Here is a 16164-nt window from a genome sequence, read left to right on the forward strand (position 1 = left end):
TGAGGGTCGCGCATGTCATAGGCGCGCGCGGCGTCCGGTCCAACCCCCGGCGGGCGCCCGGCCCGATCAGATCTGCGCGCGCGGCATGCGCCAGGGCAGCAGCAGCTTGACCCAGCGCGTCGCGAAGCGGTCGGCGTCGACCGTCTCGTGGACGGCGTGGGCCTCCTCGCCCCAGAGCCGGTTGACGAGTTCGCAGCGGGCGTAGAACGGGCTGTCCTCCAGCCGGCGGACTTCGCGCGGCGACGAGCCCTCATCCGTCTGCACCCGCCGCGCCACCCGCCAGAGCGTGCCGGGCAGGGCCGTGCGCGGCGGGGGCTCGCGCCGCTCGACCTCCCCGTTCGCGTCGAACCTCAGCGCGAGCGCCAGCCCCCCGTCCGCGCTCCCGTCCGCGCTCCCGTCCGCGCTCCCGTCCCCGCCGCCCTCTGCGCGCCCATCGGCGCCCCGCCATGTCGCGTCGTAGAGGATCGCGCTGCGCCCGCCGGGCAGCGCCGCGCGCGACCAGTCCCACCGCGTGAAACCCGCCTCCAGCGGCGCGTCGCCCCAGTTCATGTCGAGATAGCCCGCGCCCCGCCAGCTCTGCGCCGGGCCGTCGAGTTCGACCGACACCCGCGCCGCCGGCGCGATCGGCCGCCACCAGTGCAGGCCGTCGCGGTCGAGCCGGAACGGCTCGGCGTTGAGCGCGGTGGGCTGGAGACGGATGCGGCCGCGCACGCGCGACAGGTGCGGCACCGCCGTCTCGTCGATGTCGATGGTCAGGCCGTCGTTCTCCCAGCGCAGGGCGCTGGGACCGATCTGGAACATCTCCACGTCGCGGTGCAGCGCGTCGCGGCCGCGCTCGGTCATGGTCCAGCGCGACCTGGGGCCGTAGAGCGCGACGTTGAGGCAGATGTGGTTCTCCGGGTCGCGGCGGCCGGCCCACTTGTAGTAGGGCGAGAATACCGAGCCGACGAAGGCGATCAGCGAGACGCCGTAGCGCCCGCAGTCGCTCAGCCCGTCGACGTACCACCAGAGATAGCCGCCGGGCGGGACCGGCTGCGAGAAGTCCGGCCGCGCGACGCCTTCGACAGGTCCTCCAGCGCCGCCGCCGCCGCCAGCCGCCCAGACATCGCCGCCATCGGCACGCCCGCCCCCGGATGCGCCGAGCCCCCCGCCGCGTAGAGCCCGGCCAGCCGCGTCCGCGCCGCCGGCCGCCCGAACGCCCCGAAAGCCCCGTGGGTCGTCCGCCCGAACAGCGCGCCCCCCGTCGCCGGAAACAGCGCCTCGAAGCCCTGCGGCGGCGTCAGGATCGTCGCGTCCTCCCGCAGCGTCAGCGTCAGGCCGCAGCGGGAGAGGTGGTCGAGCGTCATCGACTGGCATCGGGCGATTTCCTTCTGGCTCATGGGCGCCGCGTCGCCGTCGGCAGGGGCGTTGACGTGGATATGCAGGCGTTCCGGCCCGCCGGGGCCGGACGTCGCGTCGGGGCCGCGGTCCTGCGCGCAGACATAGACGGTGGGGGCGTCGCCGACGCGCCGCTCGGCGAAGATCGCCCGGAACTCGCGCGCATAGTCCACGGCGTCGAAGAACACGCTGTGGCGCGCGAGGTCGAACCCCGAGGTCTCCGCCTCCGCCGACCAGACGAGGGCCGAGATCGAGCGCTCCGCGACCGGGACCGGCGGGACCGCACCGGCGCAGGCCGCGCCAAGCCGCCCCGACGCCAGCGCGCCGACGTCGCCGTTGAACACCACGAGGTCCGCCGGGATGCTCTCGCCCGTCGACAGCCGCACGCCGTGCGCCCGTCCGCCGCTGACCTCGATCTCCGCCACATGGGCGTCGTAGCGGAAGACCGCCCCGCGCGAGACGGCGAGCCGCTCCAGCGCTCGGGCGATGCCGTGCATCCCGCCCTCGACGATCCACACGCCGTCGAGCTCGACATGGGCCACCAGCATCAGGGTCGCCGGCGCGGCGTAGGGCGAGGAGCCGCAATAGGTGGCGTAGCGCCCGAAGAGCTGTCGCAGCCGCGCGTCCTCGAAGCTGTCGGCGAGCGCCGACGCCATGCTCTGAAAGGGCGTCGTCTCCAGCAGCGCCGGCAGCCGCGAGAGGCCCACGCGCGCGAGGAGCTGCGCCATGCCGGGCTTCTGGCCGGCGATGAACGGCCGTTCAAGCGCGGTGTAGATGCGCCGGACCCGTTCGCGGAAGGCGCCGTAGCGGCGCGCCTCGGCCGGGCCGGCGAAGGCGGCGACCGCCTCTTCGGCCCTCGCCGGGTCGGCGAACAGGTCGAAGCGCGAGCCGTCGGTCCAGCCATGCCGCGCCAGCAGGTCGACCGGCAGCAGGGTAACGGCGTCATCGAAGGTCGCGCCGCAGTCCGCAAACAGCTCGTCGAACACCCAGCGCATGGTGAAGACGGTCGGTCCAGCGTCGAGCGGCCGGCCCGCGGGCGAGAGCTCGCGCATCTTGCCGCCGGGCGTCGGCGCGCGCTCCAGCACCGTCACGTCGAGGCCCTCGGCGGCCAGCCGCGCCGCCGCGCTCAGCCCGCCGACCCCGGCGCCGACGACCAGTGCCCGGCTCGCGCTGCGTATCGCTCCACCCTTCAAGAGGGTCGCTCCCTTCCCGACGTCGGCTTGCGTCACCGTTCCTTGATTGTTGACTTGAAGCTGGCGACTGTCCACTCTTGTTGACAGTAACAACGACAGGTGATGCGGACAACGCCTGTCAGATCGGGGAGATCGCCGCCATGGACCAGGGAGCGCGCATCGAGGCGGCCTTGGAGGCGGCGCTGCGCCGCGCCGAGGGCCCCGGAGCCCCGCCGAAGCTCGCCGCCGCGCTGCGCCATGGCGTGTTTCCGGGCGGCGGGCGCGTCCGCCCGCGCCTCCTGCTCGCCGTGTCGGCAGCCTGCGGCGAGCCGAACCCGACGCTGGCTGACGCCGGCGCCGCGGCGCTCGAGCTTCTGCACTGCGCTTCGCTCGTCCATGACGACATGCCCTGCTTCGACGACGCCGCCACCCGGCGCGGCCTGCCCTCGGTGCACGCCGTCCATGGCGAGGCGCTGGCGCTGCTGGCCGGCGACGCGCTGATCGTCGCCGCCTTCGAGGCGATCGCCCGCGCCGCGCCCGCCGACCCCGCCGCCGCCGCCGCCGTGACGCTTGTCGTGGCGCGCGCCGTCGGCATGCCGCACGGCATCACAGCGGGGCAGGGCTGGGAGAGCGAGACCGCCGTCGACGTCGAGGCCTACCACCGCGCCAAGACCGGCGCGCTGTTCGTAGCCGCGACGACCGCGGGCGCCGTCGCGGCGGGCGCCGACCCCGGCCCCTGGCGCGCGGTCGGCGCGCGGCTCGGCGCCGCCTATCAGGTCGCCGACGACCTCGCCGACGCGCTGGGCGCGGAAGGCGACATCGGCAAGCCCTGCGGGCAGGACGGCGCCCACGCAAGGCCGAACGCCGTCGCTGCGCTCGGCGTCTCCGGCGCCGTGTCGCGGCTCGAAGCGCTCATCGGCGAGGCCGTCGCGGCGATCCCGCCCTGCCCCGGCGCGGGCGAACTGCGGGAACTCGTGAAGCTTCAGGCCCGGCGTCTGGCGCCCAAGAGCCTTGTCGCAAGCGTCGCTTGAGGGCGGCGCGGCCCAGGGGCCGGGCGCGCCGCAGCGCATGTCGCTGCGCGACCGCTGGCGGCGGTTCCGCAACGCGCGGCTGGGTGACGCCCGCTTCCAGCGCTGGGCGGCGGGGTTTCCGTTCACGCGGCCCGTCGCGCTTAAAAGCGCGCGGGCGCTCTTCGACCTCACCGCGGGCTTCGTCTACAGCCAGATCCTCTATTCCTGCGTGAAGCTCGGCGTCTTCGAGGCGCTGGCCGACGAGCCGCTGACGCTCGACGCGCTCGCGCGCCGAATCGGGCTCGAGCGCGACGCCGCTGAGCGGCTGCTGCGCGCGGCGGCGTCGCTGCGGCTGGCGGAGCGCTGCGACGACGGGCGCTGGACGCTGGGCGATCTCGGCGCCGCCATGCTGGGCGCCGCGGGCGTGCGCGAGATGGTGGAGCACCACGCCGCGCTCTACGCCGACCTCGCCGACCCCGTGGCGCTGCTGAAAAACCGGGGCGGGCGAATCGGCGACTACTGGGCCTATTCGCGCAACGCCGCCGCCGGGGCCCTGACGCCGGAGAAGGTGGCCGACTATTCTGCGCTGATGGCGGCGAGCCAGGCGACCTTCCTTGAGGACGTCGTGGCGGCCGCCCCGCTGCGGGGGCGGCGCCGGCTGCTCGACGTCGGCGGCGGCGAGGGCCGTTTCGTCTGCGCGGCGGCGAAGGCGGCGCCGGGCCTCGAGCTTGCGGTGTTCGACCTTCCCGCGGTCGCCGAGCGCGCCGAAGCGCGATTCGCGCAGGACGGCGTCCCGGCGCGCGCCCATGGCGGAGACTTCTTCAACGACGCGCTTCCCGAGGGCTACGACCTCATCTCGCTGATCCGCGTCTGCTTCGACCATGACGACGCGCCGGCCCTGCGCCTGCTGGGCGCCGTGCGCAAGGCCACGCCGGCAGGCGGCGCCGTCATGGTGGCGGAGACGATGGCCGGCACGCCGGGCGCCGAGCCCGTCGGCGACGCCTATTTCGGATTCTACCTGCTTGCGATGGGCTCGGGGCGTCCGCGCACGGCGGCCGAGCTGACGGCGCTGCTCAGGGCGGCGGGTTTCGGCGCGGTGCGCGAGGCGCGCACCGCGCGGCCCATGCTGGCGCGCGTGCTGGTGGCCACGCCCTGACGACGCGGCGCGCCGGGCCGCTTCATGCGGCAAGCTGTAAACTTAACTTGACATAGTTGACCGTCATTTTAGGATGACATGACACGGACGAGGCAGGCGCCGGGCGCTCTCAACGACCCAGCCGCCCACCGAAGGAGGAGACCGATGCGCACCACCGCCGTCGTCATGGAGAAACCCCGGAGCCTCTCGGTCGCCGACCTCGCGCTGGATGCGCCGCAGGATGGCGACATCGTCGTGGACATCGCCTACAGCGGCGTCAGCACCGGCACGGAGCGGCTGCTCTGGTCGGGCGCGATGCCCGCCTTTCCCGGCATGGGCTACCCGCTGGTGCCCGGGTACGAATCGGTCGGCGAGGTGGTCGAGGCCGGCGCCGGCTCGGGCTTCCGGGTCGGCGATGCGGTGTTCGCGCCGGGCGCCCGCTGCTTCGGCCCGGTCCGCGGCCTGTTCGGCGGCGCCTCGCAGCGCCTCGTGCTGCCGGGCCAGCGCGCGATCCGCGTCGCGTCGGGCCTCGGCGAGCAGGGCGTGCTGATCGCGCTCGCCGCCACGGCGCGCCACGCCATCGCCGGCGGGCGCAGCCCCGATCTCATCATCGGCCACGGCGTTCTCGGTCGGCTGATCGCGCGCCTCACGGTCGCCGCCGGCGGCGACGCCCCGACGGTCTGGGAGACCAACCCCGACCGGCGCGCTGGCGCGATGGGCTACGACGTGATCGACCCCGAGGCCGACGAGCGCCGCGACTATCGCGCGATCTACGACGCCAGCGGCGCCGAGGGCGTGCTCGACCAGGCCATCGCGCGGCTTTCCCGCGGCGGCGAGGTGGTGCTGGCGGGCTTCTACGACCGGGTGTCCTTCGCCTTCCCGCCGGCCTTCATGCGCGAGACGCGGCTGCGCATCGCCGCCGAGTTCACGCCCGCCGACATCGCCGCGACCCGCGCGCTGATCGAGGAGGGGTTCCTCGATCTCTCCGGTCTGATCACCCACCACGCGCCCGCCACCGATGCGGACGCCGCCTACCGAACCGCGTTCGAGGACGCCGCCTGCCTCAAGATGATCCTGGATTGGAGGGCCGCATGACCCCCGCTGACGGAAACGTTCCCAACCTTGCGGACATGGTGGACGCGCTGCGCGCCGAGGCGGCGCAGGAGCCGGACGCGCCGGTGACCACCGAGCCGACCAAGAAGACGCAGATCATCGCGATCTACGGCAAGGGCGGCATCGGCAAGAGCTTCACGCTCTCGAACCTCAGCTACATGATGGCCCAGCAGGGCAAGCGCGTGCTGCTGATCGGCTGCGACCCGAAATCCGACACCACCTCGCTGCTGTTCGGCGGCAAGGCCTGCCCGACCATCATCGAGACCTCGACGAAGAAGAAGCTCGCCGGCGAGGAGCTGCGCATCGAGGACGTCTGCTTCAAGCGCGACGGCGTGTTCGCGATGGAGCTGGGCGGGCCGGAGGTCGGCCGCGGCTGCGGCGGGCGCGGCATCATCCACGGCTTCGAGACGCTGGAGAAGCTGGGCTTCCACGACTGGGACTTCGATTATGTCCTGCTCGACTTCCTGGGCGACGTCGTGTGCGGCGGCTTCGGCCTGCCGATCGCGCGGGACATGTGCCAGAAGGTCATCGTCGTCGGCTCCAACGACCTCCAGAGCCTCTATGTCGCCAACAACGTCTGCTCGGCGGTGGAGTATTTCCGCAAGCTCGGCGGCAATGTCGGCGTCGCGGGCCTTGTCGTGAACAAGGACGACGGCACCGGCGAGGCCGCGGCCTTCGCCGAGGCCGTGGGCATCCCGATCCTCTCGGCGATCCCCGCCAACGACGACATCCGCAAGAAATCGGCCAACTACGAGATCATCGGCCGACCCGGCGGCGAGTGGGCGAGCGTGTTCGAGGCGCTGGCCACCAATGTCGCCGAGGCGCCGCCGATGCGCCCGAAACCGCTGACGCAGGACGGGCTGCTGGGCCTGTTCTCTCCCGAGGACACCGGCGGCGACGTCACGCTCAAGCCGGCGTCGCAGGCGGACATGCGGGGCGCGAGCTACGCCCCGAAGCCGTCGCTCGAAGTCGTCTACGACGAGGTCTGAGCCATGGACGACCCCCGCACCCCCGCAGCCGCCGGCGCCGGAGAGGCGCTCTACGACGAGGCCGGTCAGACGCCGCTCGCCAACGAGGCGGCGGACATGCGCGCGGAGGCCGCCGCCATGACGAAGCGGGCCGGAACGATGCGGCGCGAGGCGGAGGCCATGGCGCAAAAGCCCGAGGCCCTGCCTGAAGACGCGGCGTCAGGCCCTGCGGCTTCGGGGCCGAAGTCGGAGGACGGCGCGGGCTGTCACGGCGGCAGGGCCACGCTGAAGGCCGCCGCCGAGGCCGCCGGCAAGTCGGAGACGCTGGCGCGCTACGCCGCGGACTACCCGGTGGGCCCGCATGACAAGCCGCAGTCGATGTGCCCCGCCTTCGGCTCCCTGCGCGTCGGCCTGCGGATGCGGCGCACCGCCTCGGTGCTGTCCGGTTCGGCCTGCTGCGTCTACGGCCTGACCTTCACCTCGCATTTCTACGGCGCCAAGCGCACCGTCGGCTACGTTCCGTTCAACTCCGAGAGCCTCGTCACCGGCAAGCTGTTCGAGGACGTGCGCGACGCCGTGCACGAGTTGGCCGACCCCGAGCGCTACGACACCATCATCGTGACCAACCTCTGCGTCCCGACCGCCTCCGGCGTGCCGCTCCAGCTGCTCCCCAAGGAGATCAACGGCGTTCGCGTCGTGGGCATCGACGTGCCGGGCTTCGGCGTGCCGACCCATGCCGAGGCCAAGGACGTGCTGGCCGGCGCGATGCTGAACTACGCCCGCAAGGAGGCCGCGGCCGGCCCGGTCGCCGCGCCCCGCGCGCGTGAGGAGCGCCCGACCGTCACGCTTCTGGGCGAGATGTTCCCCGCCGACCCGATGGGGATCGCGGCCATGCTCGCGCCCATGGGCCTCGCCGCCGGGCCCGTCGTGCCGACCCGCGAATGGCGCGAGCTCTATGCCGCGCTCGATTGCGCGGTGGTCGGCGCGATCCACCCCTTCTACACCGCCAGCGTGCGCGAGTTCGAGGCCGCGGGCCGCCCCGTCGTCGGCTCCGCGCCGGTCGGCGTGGACGGAACCGCCGCCTGGCTGAAGGCGGTGGGCGAGGCGGCGGGCGTCTCCGCCGAGAAGATCGCGGAAGCCCAGAACGCCATGCTGCCGGCGATCCGGGGCGCGCTCGCCGCCATGCCGATCAACGGGCGCGTCACGGTCTCGGGCTACGAGGGATCCGAACTCCTGGTCGCGCGCCTCCTGATCGAGAGCGGCGCCGATGTTCCCTACGTCGGCACCGCCTGCCCGCGCACGAAATGGTCCGCGCCCGACCGCGAGTGGCTGGAGGCGCGCGGCGTGCGCGTGCAGTTCCGCGCCTCGCTGGAGCAGGATGTCGCGGCGGTCGAGGAATTCGGCCCCGACCTCGCCATCGGCACCACGCCGGTCGTGCAGCACGCCAAGGAGAAGGCCACGCCCGGCCTCTACTTCACGAACCTCATCTCGGCGCGGCCGCTGATGGGCCCGGCGGGCGCGGGCTCGCTCGCCCAGGTCGTGAACGCCGCCATGGGCAACAAGGGCCGTTTCGACCGGATGAAGGACTTCTTCGAGGGCGTCGGCGGGGGCCACGCCGCCGGCGTCTGGGAAGACACGCCGCAGGACCGGCCCGAGTTCAAGGCGAAATACGCCCGCAAGGTCGCCAAGCTTCGCGCGAACGAGGAGGCGATCGGCTCATGACCCTCGTCCTCGATCACGACCGCGCCGGCGGCTACTGGGGCTCGGTCTACGCCTTCACCGCCATAAAGGGGCTGCAGGTCATCATCGACGGCCCGGTGGGCTGCGAGAACCTGCCCGTCACTTCGGTCTTGCACTACACAGACGCTCTGCCGCCGCACGAGCTGCCCATCGTCGTGACCGGTCTCGGCGAGGAGGAGCTCGGCCAGCACGGCACCGAAGGGGCCATGAAGCGGGCCTGGGAGGCGCTGGACGGCGACCTGCCCTCGGTGGTCGTCACCGGCTCGATCTCGGAGATGATCGGCGGCGGCGTGACGCCCGAAGGCACCAACATCAAGCGCTTCCTGCCGCGCACCATCGACGAGGACCAGTGGGAGAGCGCGGACCGCGCGCTCCTGTGGCTCTGGACCGAGTTCGGCGCGAAGAAGATCCCGGCGCTTAAAGCCCGCAAGGACGGCGAGAGGCCGAAGGTCAACATCATCGGCCCGATGTACGGCACGTTCAACATGCCGTCGGACCTCGCCGAGATCCGCCGGCTGGTCGAGGGGATCGGCTGCGAGGTCCACATGGTCTTCCCGCTGGGAAGCCACCTCGCCGACGTGCCGAAGCTGGCGATGGCCGAGGTCAACGTCTGCATGTACCGCGAGTTCGGGCGCAAGCTGTGCGAGGCGCTGGAGCGGCCCTATCTGCAGGCCCCCATTGGCCTCGACAGCACCACCCGCTTCCTGCGCAAGCTGGGCGAGTTGACCGGCGTCGACCCCGAGCCCTTCATCGCGCGCGAGAAGCACACGACGATCAAGCCGCTCTGGGACCTGTGGCGCTCGGTGACGCAGGACTTCTTCGCCACGGCCTCCTTCGGGATCGTGGCGACCGAGACCTACGCGCGAGGCGTCCGGCACTTCCTCGAAGACGACATGGGGCTGCCCTGCGCGTTCGCCTTCCAGCGTTCGGCCGGGGTTAAGCCCGACAACGCCGCCGTGCGCGAGGCGATCCGCAAGACGCCGCCGCTGGTGCTGTTCGGCAGCTACAATGAGCGGATGTATGCGGCTGAGGCGAAGGGGAAGGGGCCGTTCGCGCCCCAGTACATCCCCGCGTCCTTCCCCGGCGCGATCATCCGCAGGCACACCGGCACGCCCTTCATGGGCTACGCGGGCGCGACCTACCTGATCCAGGAGGTATGCAATGCGCTGTTCGATGCGCTCTTCAACATCCTGCCTCTCGGAACCGACCTGGACGCGGTGGACCCCACGCCCACCCGCGGACGCGAGGAACTTCCCTGGGATCCCGAGGCCAAGGCCGCCTTCGACCGGATCGTGGAGACACACCCGGTCCTGACCCGGATATCCGCCGCCAAGGCCCTTCGCGACGCCGCCGAGCGCGCCGCGCGGGCCGAAGGGGCGCATCGCATCACCGCCGCGCGGGTGACCGCGCTGGCCGACCAGCCGGCCTGACGGGCCGCAGACAGGAGAGCCGACCATGGCCGACACCGCACATTCGACGGACTTCGCCGTGCTGCGCCAGCGCGACCGGCTGGAGTTCATCGTGCTGCTCTGGGCGCTCGCCGCGCTGTTTCTGGTGGTCGCCGCCTTCGGGCGCCTGCTGCCGCGCGCGTGGCGCCCGTTCAAGAGCACCGGCAAGTCGATCATCGGCGAGGCGCGCGAAGCCGCCAACACCGTTGCGCCGTTCGCGTTCATGCGCTGAGCGGCTCCAGAATTCGCTGCGTCGACTTCAGGTCGACGTGACGATCCCCGGCGGAAGAATTCTCCGGGGGCCCTGCCGCGCGGGTTCAGCGCGGCGTCGGCCCAAGTGGCCATTCAGTCGGAGGCTAGTTTATGGCTGACGAAAAGACGTCCATGTCGGGACTGACCGACGCGGAGGCCAAGGAACTCCACGAGATCTACATGAAGGGTCTCGTGCTGTTCACCGGCGTCGCCGTTGTCGCTCACTTCCTCGTGTGGCTGTGGCGGCCGTGGCTGGCGGGTCCCGAGGGCTTCGCCGCTCTCGAGAACGCCGCCGCCGCGCTCACGATGATCGGTTAAGGGGAACATGGAAATGATGGACAAGTTCTACAAGATCTGGCTGGTCTTCGACCCGCGCCGGGTTTTCGTCGTGCAGGGCATCTTCCTGTTCGGCCTCGCCGTCATGATCCACTTCGTTCTGCTCAGCACCGAGCGGTTCAACTGGTTCGAGGGCAACCCGGTCGCGTCCGTCGATCCGGCGACCCTGGCGACCATCGCCCAGACCATGCTCGGCTGACGCTGGGCTGGCCCGAGCTGCGGGCGGGGCCGAGCCTCGCCCGCCGCGACCAAAGTTCATCCGCGGCCTGCGCTCTGAGCCGGCCGCGCCCCAGGGGACCGATCGGAGGCATCTGCCATGGCCCTGCTCAGTTTTGAGAGAAAATATCGCGTCCGTGGCGGGACGCTGGTCGGCGGCGACCTGTTCGACTTCTGGATCGGCCCGCTCTACGTCGGCTTCTTCGGCGTGGTGACGGTGTTCTTCAGCGTCATCGGCACCGCGCTGATCTTCTACGCCGCAGCCCTCGGCCATGACGGCATCCAGACCTGGAACCCGTGGCTCATCAACATCGCGCCGCCCGACCTCAGCTACGGGCTCGCCTTCGCGCCGCTGAAGGAAGGCGGCTTCTGGCAGCTGATCACCTTCTGCGCGGTCATGGCCTTCAGCTCATGGGCGCTGCGTCAGGTCGAGATCAGCCGCAAGCTCGGCATGGGGCTGCACGTTCCGGCAGCGTTCTCGATCGCGATCCTGGCCTATGTCACGCTCGTCGTGATCCGGCCGCTGCTGCTCGGCGCGTGGGGGCACGGCTTCCCCTACGGCATCTTCAGCCATCTCGACTGGGTGTCGAACGTCGGTTACCAGTATCTGCACTTCCACTACAATCCGGCGCACATGATCGCCGTAAGCTTCTTCTTCGTGAACGCGATCTTCCTCGCGTTCCACGGCGCGCTCGTCCTTTCCTCGGTCAACCCGCAGGAAGGCGAGGAGGTCAGGCAGCCGGAGCATGAGGACAGCTTCTTCCGCGACTTCATCGGCTACTCGGTCGGCACGCTCGGCATCCATCGCGTCGGCACCCTGCTGGCGGTGAATGCGGCCTTCTGGAGCGCGGTCTGCATCGTCATCTCCGGCCCGATCTGGACCGAGAGCTGGCCCGAGTGGTGGAACTGGTGGCTCGATCTGCCCGTGTGGCCGGTCAACTGGGCCGTGAACCAGTAAGGGGGGATGGGAAATGGCTGACTATCAGAACATCTTCACCGCCGTTCAGGTCCGCGGTCCGCTCGAGATGGGGGCCCCGGCCACCGACGACAGCCGGGTTGGAACGCCCTTCTTCAACTACTGGGTCGGCAAGATCGGCAACGCCCAGTTTGGGCCGCTGAACCTTGCCCCGGCCGGCGCCGTCGCGCTCGTGTCGTTCACGCTCTGGGCGAACATCATCGGCTTCAACATGCTCGCCTCGGTGGGCTGGAACCCGGTCGAGATGCTGCGCCAGCTGTTCTGGCTGGCGCTGGAGCCGCCGGGGCCGGAATACGGGCTCAGCCTGCTCGTGCCGCTCAACCAGGGCGGCTGGTACCTGATCGCCTCGGCGTTCTTCCTGCTGGGCCTCGTCAGCTTCGCCGTGCACGCCTTCCAGCGCGCCAAGGCGATGGGCATGGGCTACCACATCGGCTATGCGGTGTGCGCGGGCTTCTGGCTGATCCTTGTGCTCGGCCTGTTCCGCCCGATCGCCATGGGCACCTGGAGCGAGAACGTGCCCTACGGCATCTTCCCGCACCTCGATTGGACGACGGCCTTCTCGCTCAAGTACGGCAACCTGTTCTACAACCCGTTCCACGCGCTCTCGATCGCCTTCCTCTACGGCTCGGCCGTGCTGTTCGCGATGCACGGGGCGACCATCCTCGCCTGCTCCCGCCTCGGGGCCGAGCGTGAGATCGACCAGATCACCGACCGCGGCACCGCCTCCGAGCGCGCGGCGCTGTTCTGGCGCTGGACCATGGGCTTCAACGCCTCGATGGAGTCGATCCATCGCTGGGCGTGGTGGTTCGCGGTGCTGACGCCGATCACCGGGGGCATCGGCATCCTGCTCACCGGGACCGTGGTGGATAACTGGTACCTCTGGGCCGTGGAGCACGGGTTCGCCGCGGACTACCCCCAGGTCTATGATCCCGTGGCGCTGAGCCCGGCCGACCCGTCCTACGGCGCCGGCGTCCGCGTCATGACCAATCCGGGAGACATGTGATGGCCGACGAGAAGCCTGAAGGCTACTGGGAGCGCGCCTCCCGCGAGCCGTGGAACGAGTGGTTCCCCACCAAGGCGGTGGTCATCCTTGGCGTCATCTTCGCCCTCATCTTCGTCTATGGCCCCCTCGGGGGGGCCACGGACACCGAGACCGCCCAGGCGGGCTATCGCGGCACGGGCATGGCGACGATTCAGAACGCCGAGGTCTATGCCGCCGCGCTCGCCACGGTAGATCTCTACCCTGAAGACGAAGCGCCCTACGAAGTCGAGGAAGGCGCCGACATCGCCGGCGAATACTATGAGAACGTGCAGGTTCTCGGCCATGTCTCGGTCGACAACTTCAACCGCCTGATGAACGCGATCACCCAGTGGGTCAGTCCCGAGCAGGGCTGCGCCTATTGCCACGGCGAGGACGGCAACTTCGCCTCCGACGACTACTACCCCAAGGTCGTCGCGCGCCGGATGATCCAGATGACGCAGAACGTCAACGCCAACTGGGGCGATCATGTCGCGCCCGCGGGCGTCAACTGCTACACCTGTCACCGCGGCCTGAACGTGCCCGAGTACATCTGGTTCAACGAGCCCGCCGACGAGGGCCGGGAGCTTCTCGGATGGGACAACAACCAGAACCATCCCAACAGCCGCGTGCAGTCCGCCTCGCTGCCCTCGAACGTCTTCGAGAAGTTCCTGCTCGAGGACAACGCGATCACGGTCATCTCGCAGAACGTGCGGGAGCAGATGTATCCCGAGCGCGGGATCAAGTCGACGGAGTGGACGTTCGGCCTCATGGTGCACATGTCCGCCTCGCTCGGCGTGAACTGCGCCTACTGCCACAACACCCGCTCGATGGGGCAGTGGGACCAGGGGCCGCCCGCCCGCACCACGGCGTGGTACGGCATCCGGATGGCGCGCGAACTGAACAACGAGTACCTCGCGCCGCTCCAGCCGGTCTATCCCGAGCACCGTCTCGGCGTGACGGGCGACGCGCCGAAGGCGAACTGCTCCACCTGCCACCAGGGCCTTTACAAGCCGCTTGCCGGCAAGGACATGATCAGCAACTGGCCCGAACTGGCCGCGCCGGCCCCGGCCGCGCAGCAGCAGGCCATGGCGAACTGATCCCGCGCCGTCGCACGGGACTGGCGGGGCCCGGCGGAGACGCCGGGCCCTTCCGCTTTCGACAGGGGAGGGCCGCGCCATGAAGATCGCCGTCGTCGGCGCCGGACAGGTGGGCGCCGCCTGCGCCTACGCCTGCGTCATGCGCGGCGTGGGGGTGGAGATCACGCTCGTCGACCGCAGCGCCGACCTCGCGGTGGGGCAGGCGGAGGACATCCAGCACGCCGCGCCCTTCGCCCGCGGGACCATTGTGCGCGCCGGGCCGGTCGAGGCGATCGCCGGCGCCGGCGTCGTCATGATCGCGGCGGGCGTGCCCCAGCGCGACCCGGGCGAAAGCCGGCTGGACCTGCTGAAGCGCAACGCCGAGGTGTTCGCGGCGCTCGTGCCGCAGATCGTCGCCGCGGCGCCCGGCGCGGTGCTTCTCGTCGCCTCCAATCCCGTGGACGTGATGACCGACCTCGCCGCGCGCATCGCCGCGCGGGAAGGCGTCGGCCCGGAGCGGGTGATCGGCTCCGGCACCATCCTCGACACCGCGCGGTTCCGAACCCTGCTCGCGGCGCATCTGGGGGTGTCGAGCCGCTCGGTGCACGCCAACGTGCTGGGCGAGCATGGCGACAGCGAGGTGCTGGCCTGGTCGGGCGCCGCGGTCGGCGGGCTGCCGCTGGCGGACGCGGCGGCGCAACTCGGCCGCCCGATCGGCCCGGAGGAGCGTTCGGCGATCGACGCCGGCGTGCGCCGCGCCGCCCATCGCATCATCGCGCGCAAGGGCGCGACATGGTTCGGCATCGGCGCCGGCATGGCGCGGCTCGCGGAGGCCGTGATCCATGACGAGGGGGCGGCGCTCACCTGCTGCATCCGCGGCGGGCCGGTGGCTGGAGCAGCGGGCGCAGCCTGCTCGCTGCCGCGCATCGTCGGCGCGGGGGGCGTCCGGGCGACGCTCACGCCTGCGCTCGACGCGGCCGAGACCGCCGCGCTGCGGCTGAGCGCGGAGATCGTGGCGGCGGCGGCGGCGGAAATCGCGGTCTGACGGCAGGCCAGAGGCATTCGGCCGGAGGCGTCCGGCCAGACGCGTCTGGCCGGCGGCGTCTGGCGATTGGCGGCCGGCCGACTGCGCGCGGCGCCGACCATGCCGCGTGTGTGTGGCGCGCGCGCGCGCCCCGCGTGTTGCGCTTGGCCCGCCCCCGTGGCCCCATGTTCACGGGGTGAAGCGCTACGGGGGGAGCGGCATGTATGGCAGCATCGCAGGCCTTGTGAAGGCGTCCGCGCAGGGCGACGCCGAAGCGAAGAAGCTGGCCGACAAGATCTTCAAGCACGACTTTCGCACGCCCCAGGGCTGGCGCACTTTCATGGCGAGCGCCGTTCCCGGCGGCGACTTCCCGGCGATGCTCGCGGACAATGTCGCGAACTGGACGCACCAGCGGTTCCATGCGCTGTTCATCGTCGCATGGGCGCTGCACCCCACCGAGAAGGGGGCCTACATGCTGAAGCTGACGCCGCAGGAGGCCGTCGACGTGCAGGCGGCGCTCGCGTCGCTGGTCTTGCTGGGTCACGTCTCGGCCCGCGCCTCCTCGCACCTCTCGGGCGCGAACGCCTATTCGCTGTCTAAGGACTGGAAGTTCCTGAAGGGCTACAAGGAACTGCTGGTGCAGATCGAGCGACCGGCCGACCCCGACCCGTATCTGTTCCTGAAGGCCGAGGGGCATAGCCTGAACAACGTGCGGGAGGCCGCGCTGCACGCCATGAGCTACGCATCCAAGAGCTTGACCGGCAAGGGTTTGACCGCCTCGGAGGCGCTGCACCGCGTCGCGAAGGCGCGCGACAGCTGCCTCGAGGAGCGCGCCGCCGAGAACTACGCCAACGCCTACGAGAGGCTGCTCACCTCGCTCGGGCTGAGGGGCAGGATGGTGACGGTCCGGCAGATGTTCGCGGCGCTGCTCCAGGCGGCGGACCCGAACAATCCCCAGCAGGTCACCGCCGCAGCCAACACCGCGGCGCTGGGCCAGGAGATCAACAGTAAGCTGGGCTACCTGAAGGGCCGCAGGCGGCAGCTCGCGGCGTCGGAGATCGACTTCAGCGACGACCTTGAGGGCGAGCTGCGATCGCTCGCCAACCGCATGGTGGAGACGACCGCCGTGCACTCGCGGCAGTATTTCCACGAACGGCGGCTCACGCCGGCGGAGCTGACCCAGGGCTGGCGCGCCATCGACGCAAGACTCGGTTAGACCCGTCGCGCCACTGGCGAAGCGCGGCGGTTTTCGGCATCACTGCGTGCAGCGGGCGCGCCGCGCAGACGGTTCGCCGGAACC

At 71.1% G+C, this 16164-nt stretch carries 16 protein-coding genes; 14 read left to right on the forward strand and 2 right to left on the reverse strand.

Annotated features, from left to right (window positions below):
• Positions 1-66: 66 nt before the first annotated feature.
• Both BLW43_RS10570 and crtD read right to left on the reverse strand, forming a co-directional pair.
• On the reverse strand, positions 67-843 hold the full coding sequence (locus BLW43_RS10570) for a carotenoid 1,2-hydratase (protein ID WP_245731008.1): 777 nt from the start codon (positions 841-843) through the stop codon (positions 67-69).
• Between the two features lie 143 nt (positions 844-986).
• The gene (gene crtD, locus BLW43_RS10575) at positions 987-2570 is read right to left on the reverse strand and encodes a 1-hydroxycarotenoid 3,4-desaturase CrtD (RefSeq protein ID WP_245731009.1); all 1584 of its coding nucleotides are present in this window, start codon (positions 2568-2570) and stop codon (positions 987-989) included.
• A 140-nt stretch (positions 2571-2710) separates the two neighbouring features.
• Here crtD and BLW43_RS10580 point away from each other — a divergent pair, with 140 nt between their 5' ends.
• The 14 genes from BLW43_RS10580 to BLW43_RS10645 all read left to right on the forward strand — a co-directional run bounded on the left by BLW43_RS10580 (position 2711) and on the right by BLW43_RS10645 (position 16080).
• A complete protein-coding gene (locus BLW43_RS10580) occupies positions 2711-3580 on the forward strand; it encodes a polyprenyl synthetase family protein (protein WP_093252952.1) in 870 nt (289 codons plus the stop codon).
• Entirely contained in the window at positions 3561-4715 is a 1155-nt protein-coding gene (locus tag BLW43_RS10585; RefSeq protein ID WP_245731010.1) for a methyltransferase, read from the forward strand. The genes BLW43_RS10580 and BLW43_RS10585 overlap by 20 nt, the downstream gene beginning before the upstream one ends.
• Before the next feature lie 144 nt (positions 4716-4859).
• Positions 4860-5789, forward strand: a complete 930-nt coding sequence (gene bchC / locus BLW43_RS10590; RefSeq protein ID WP_093252958.1) for a chlorophyll synthesis pathway protein BchC — start codon at positions 4860-4862, stop codon at positions 5787-5789.
• Positions 5786-6796, forward strand: coding sequence for a chlorophyllide a reductase iron protein subunit X (locus BLW43_RS10595; protein ID WP_093252961.1), 1011 nt, complete (start codon positions 5786-5788; stop codon positions 6794-6796). The genes bchC and BLW43_RS10595 overlap by 4 nt, the downstream gene beginning before the upstream one ends.
• 3 nt (positions 6797-6799) lie before the next feature.
• Positions 6800-8497 carry a chlorophyllide a reductase subunit Y gene (bchY, locus tag BLW43_RS10600; protein WP_245731011.1) on the forward strand — a complete coding sequence of 566 codons (1698 nt, stop codon included), beginning with the start codon at positions 6800-6802 and terminating at the stop codon, positions 8495-8497.
• Complete coding sequence (bchZ, locus tag BLW43_RS10605) at positions 8494-9945, forward strand: chlorophyllide a reductase subunit Z (protein WP_093252964.1); 1452 nt, start codon at positions 8494-8496, stop codon at positions 9943-9945. Before bchY ends, bchZ begins: the two co-directional genes overlap by 4 nt.
• Before the next feature lie 25 nt (positions 9946-9970).
• Positions 9971-10195 (forward strand): hypothetical protein, encoded by a 225-nt coding sequence (locus tag BLW43_RS10610; protein ID WP_093252967.1) that lies wholly within the window; start codon positions 9971-9973, stop codon positions 10193-10195.
• Positions 10196-10326: 131 nt separating this feature from the next.
• Positions 10327-10533 carry a light-harvesting antenna LH1, beta subunit gene (gene pufB, locus BLW43_RS10615; protein ID WP_093252970.1) on the forward strand — a complete coding sequence of 69 codons (207 nt, stop codon included), beginning with the start codon at positions 10327-10329 and terminating at the stop codon, positions 10531-10533.
• Between the two features lie 16 nt (positions 10534-10549).
• A complete protein-coding gene (gene pufA / locus BLW43_RS10620; protein WP_093253336.1) occupies positions 10550-10750 on the forward strand; it encodes a light-harvesting antenna LH1, alpha subunit in 201 nt (66 codons plus the stop codon).
• Positions 10751-10867: 117 nt separating this feature from the next.
• The gene (pufL, locus tag BLW43_RS10625) at positions 10868-11725 is read left to right on the forward strand and encodes a photosynthetic reaction center subunit L (protein WP_093252973.1); all 858 of its coding nucleotides are present in this window, start codon (positions 10868-10870) and stop codon (positions 11723-11725) included.
• Positions 11726-11738: 13 nt separating this feature from the next.
• Positions 11739-12746 (forward strand): photosynthetic reaction center subunit M, encoded by a 1008-nt coding sequence (pufM, locus tag BLW43_RS10630; protein ID WP_093252976.1) that lies wholly within the window; start codon positions 11739-11741, stop codon positions 12744-12746.
• The gene (gene pufC / locus BLW43_RS10635) at positions 12746-13861 is read left to right on the forward strand and encodes a photosynthetic reaction center cytochrome PufC (protein ID WP_093252987.1); all 1116 of its coding nucleotides are present in this window, start codon (positions 12746-12748) and stop codon (positions 13859-13861) included. Before pufM ends, pufC begins: the two co-directional genes overlap by 1 nt.
• 79 nt (positions 13862-13940) lie before the next feature.
• The gene (locus BLW43_RS10640; protein WP_093252990.1) at positions 13941-14885 is read left to right on the forward strand and encodes a lactate/malate family dehydrogenase; all 945 of its coding nucleotides are present in this window, start codon (positions 13941-13943) and stop codon (positions 14883-14885) included.
• Positions 14886-15084: 199 nt separating this feature from the next.
• On the forward strand, positions 15085-16080 hold the full coding sequence (locus BLW43_RS10645; RefSeq protein ID WP_093252993.1) for a hypothetical protein: 996 nt from the start codon (positions 15085-15087) through the stop codon (positions 16078-16080).
• The last annotated feature ends 84 nt before the right edge of the window (positions 16081-16164 follow it).

It is taken from the genome of Rubrimonas cliftonensis (assembly GCF_900107585.1).
Lineage (GTDB): Bacteria > Pseudomonadota > Alphaproteobacteria > Rhodobacterales > Rhodobacteraceae > Rubrimonas > Rubrimonas cliftonensis.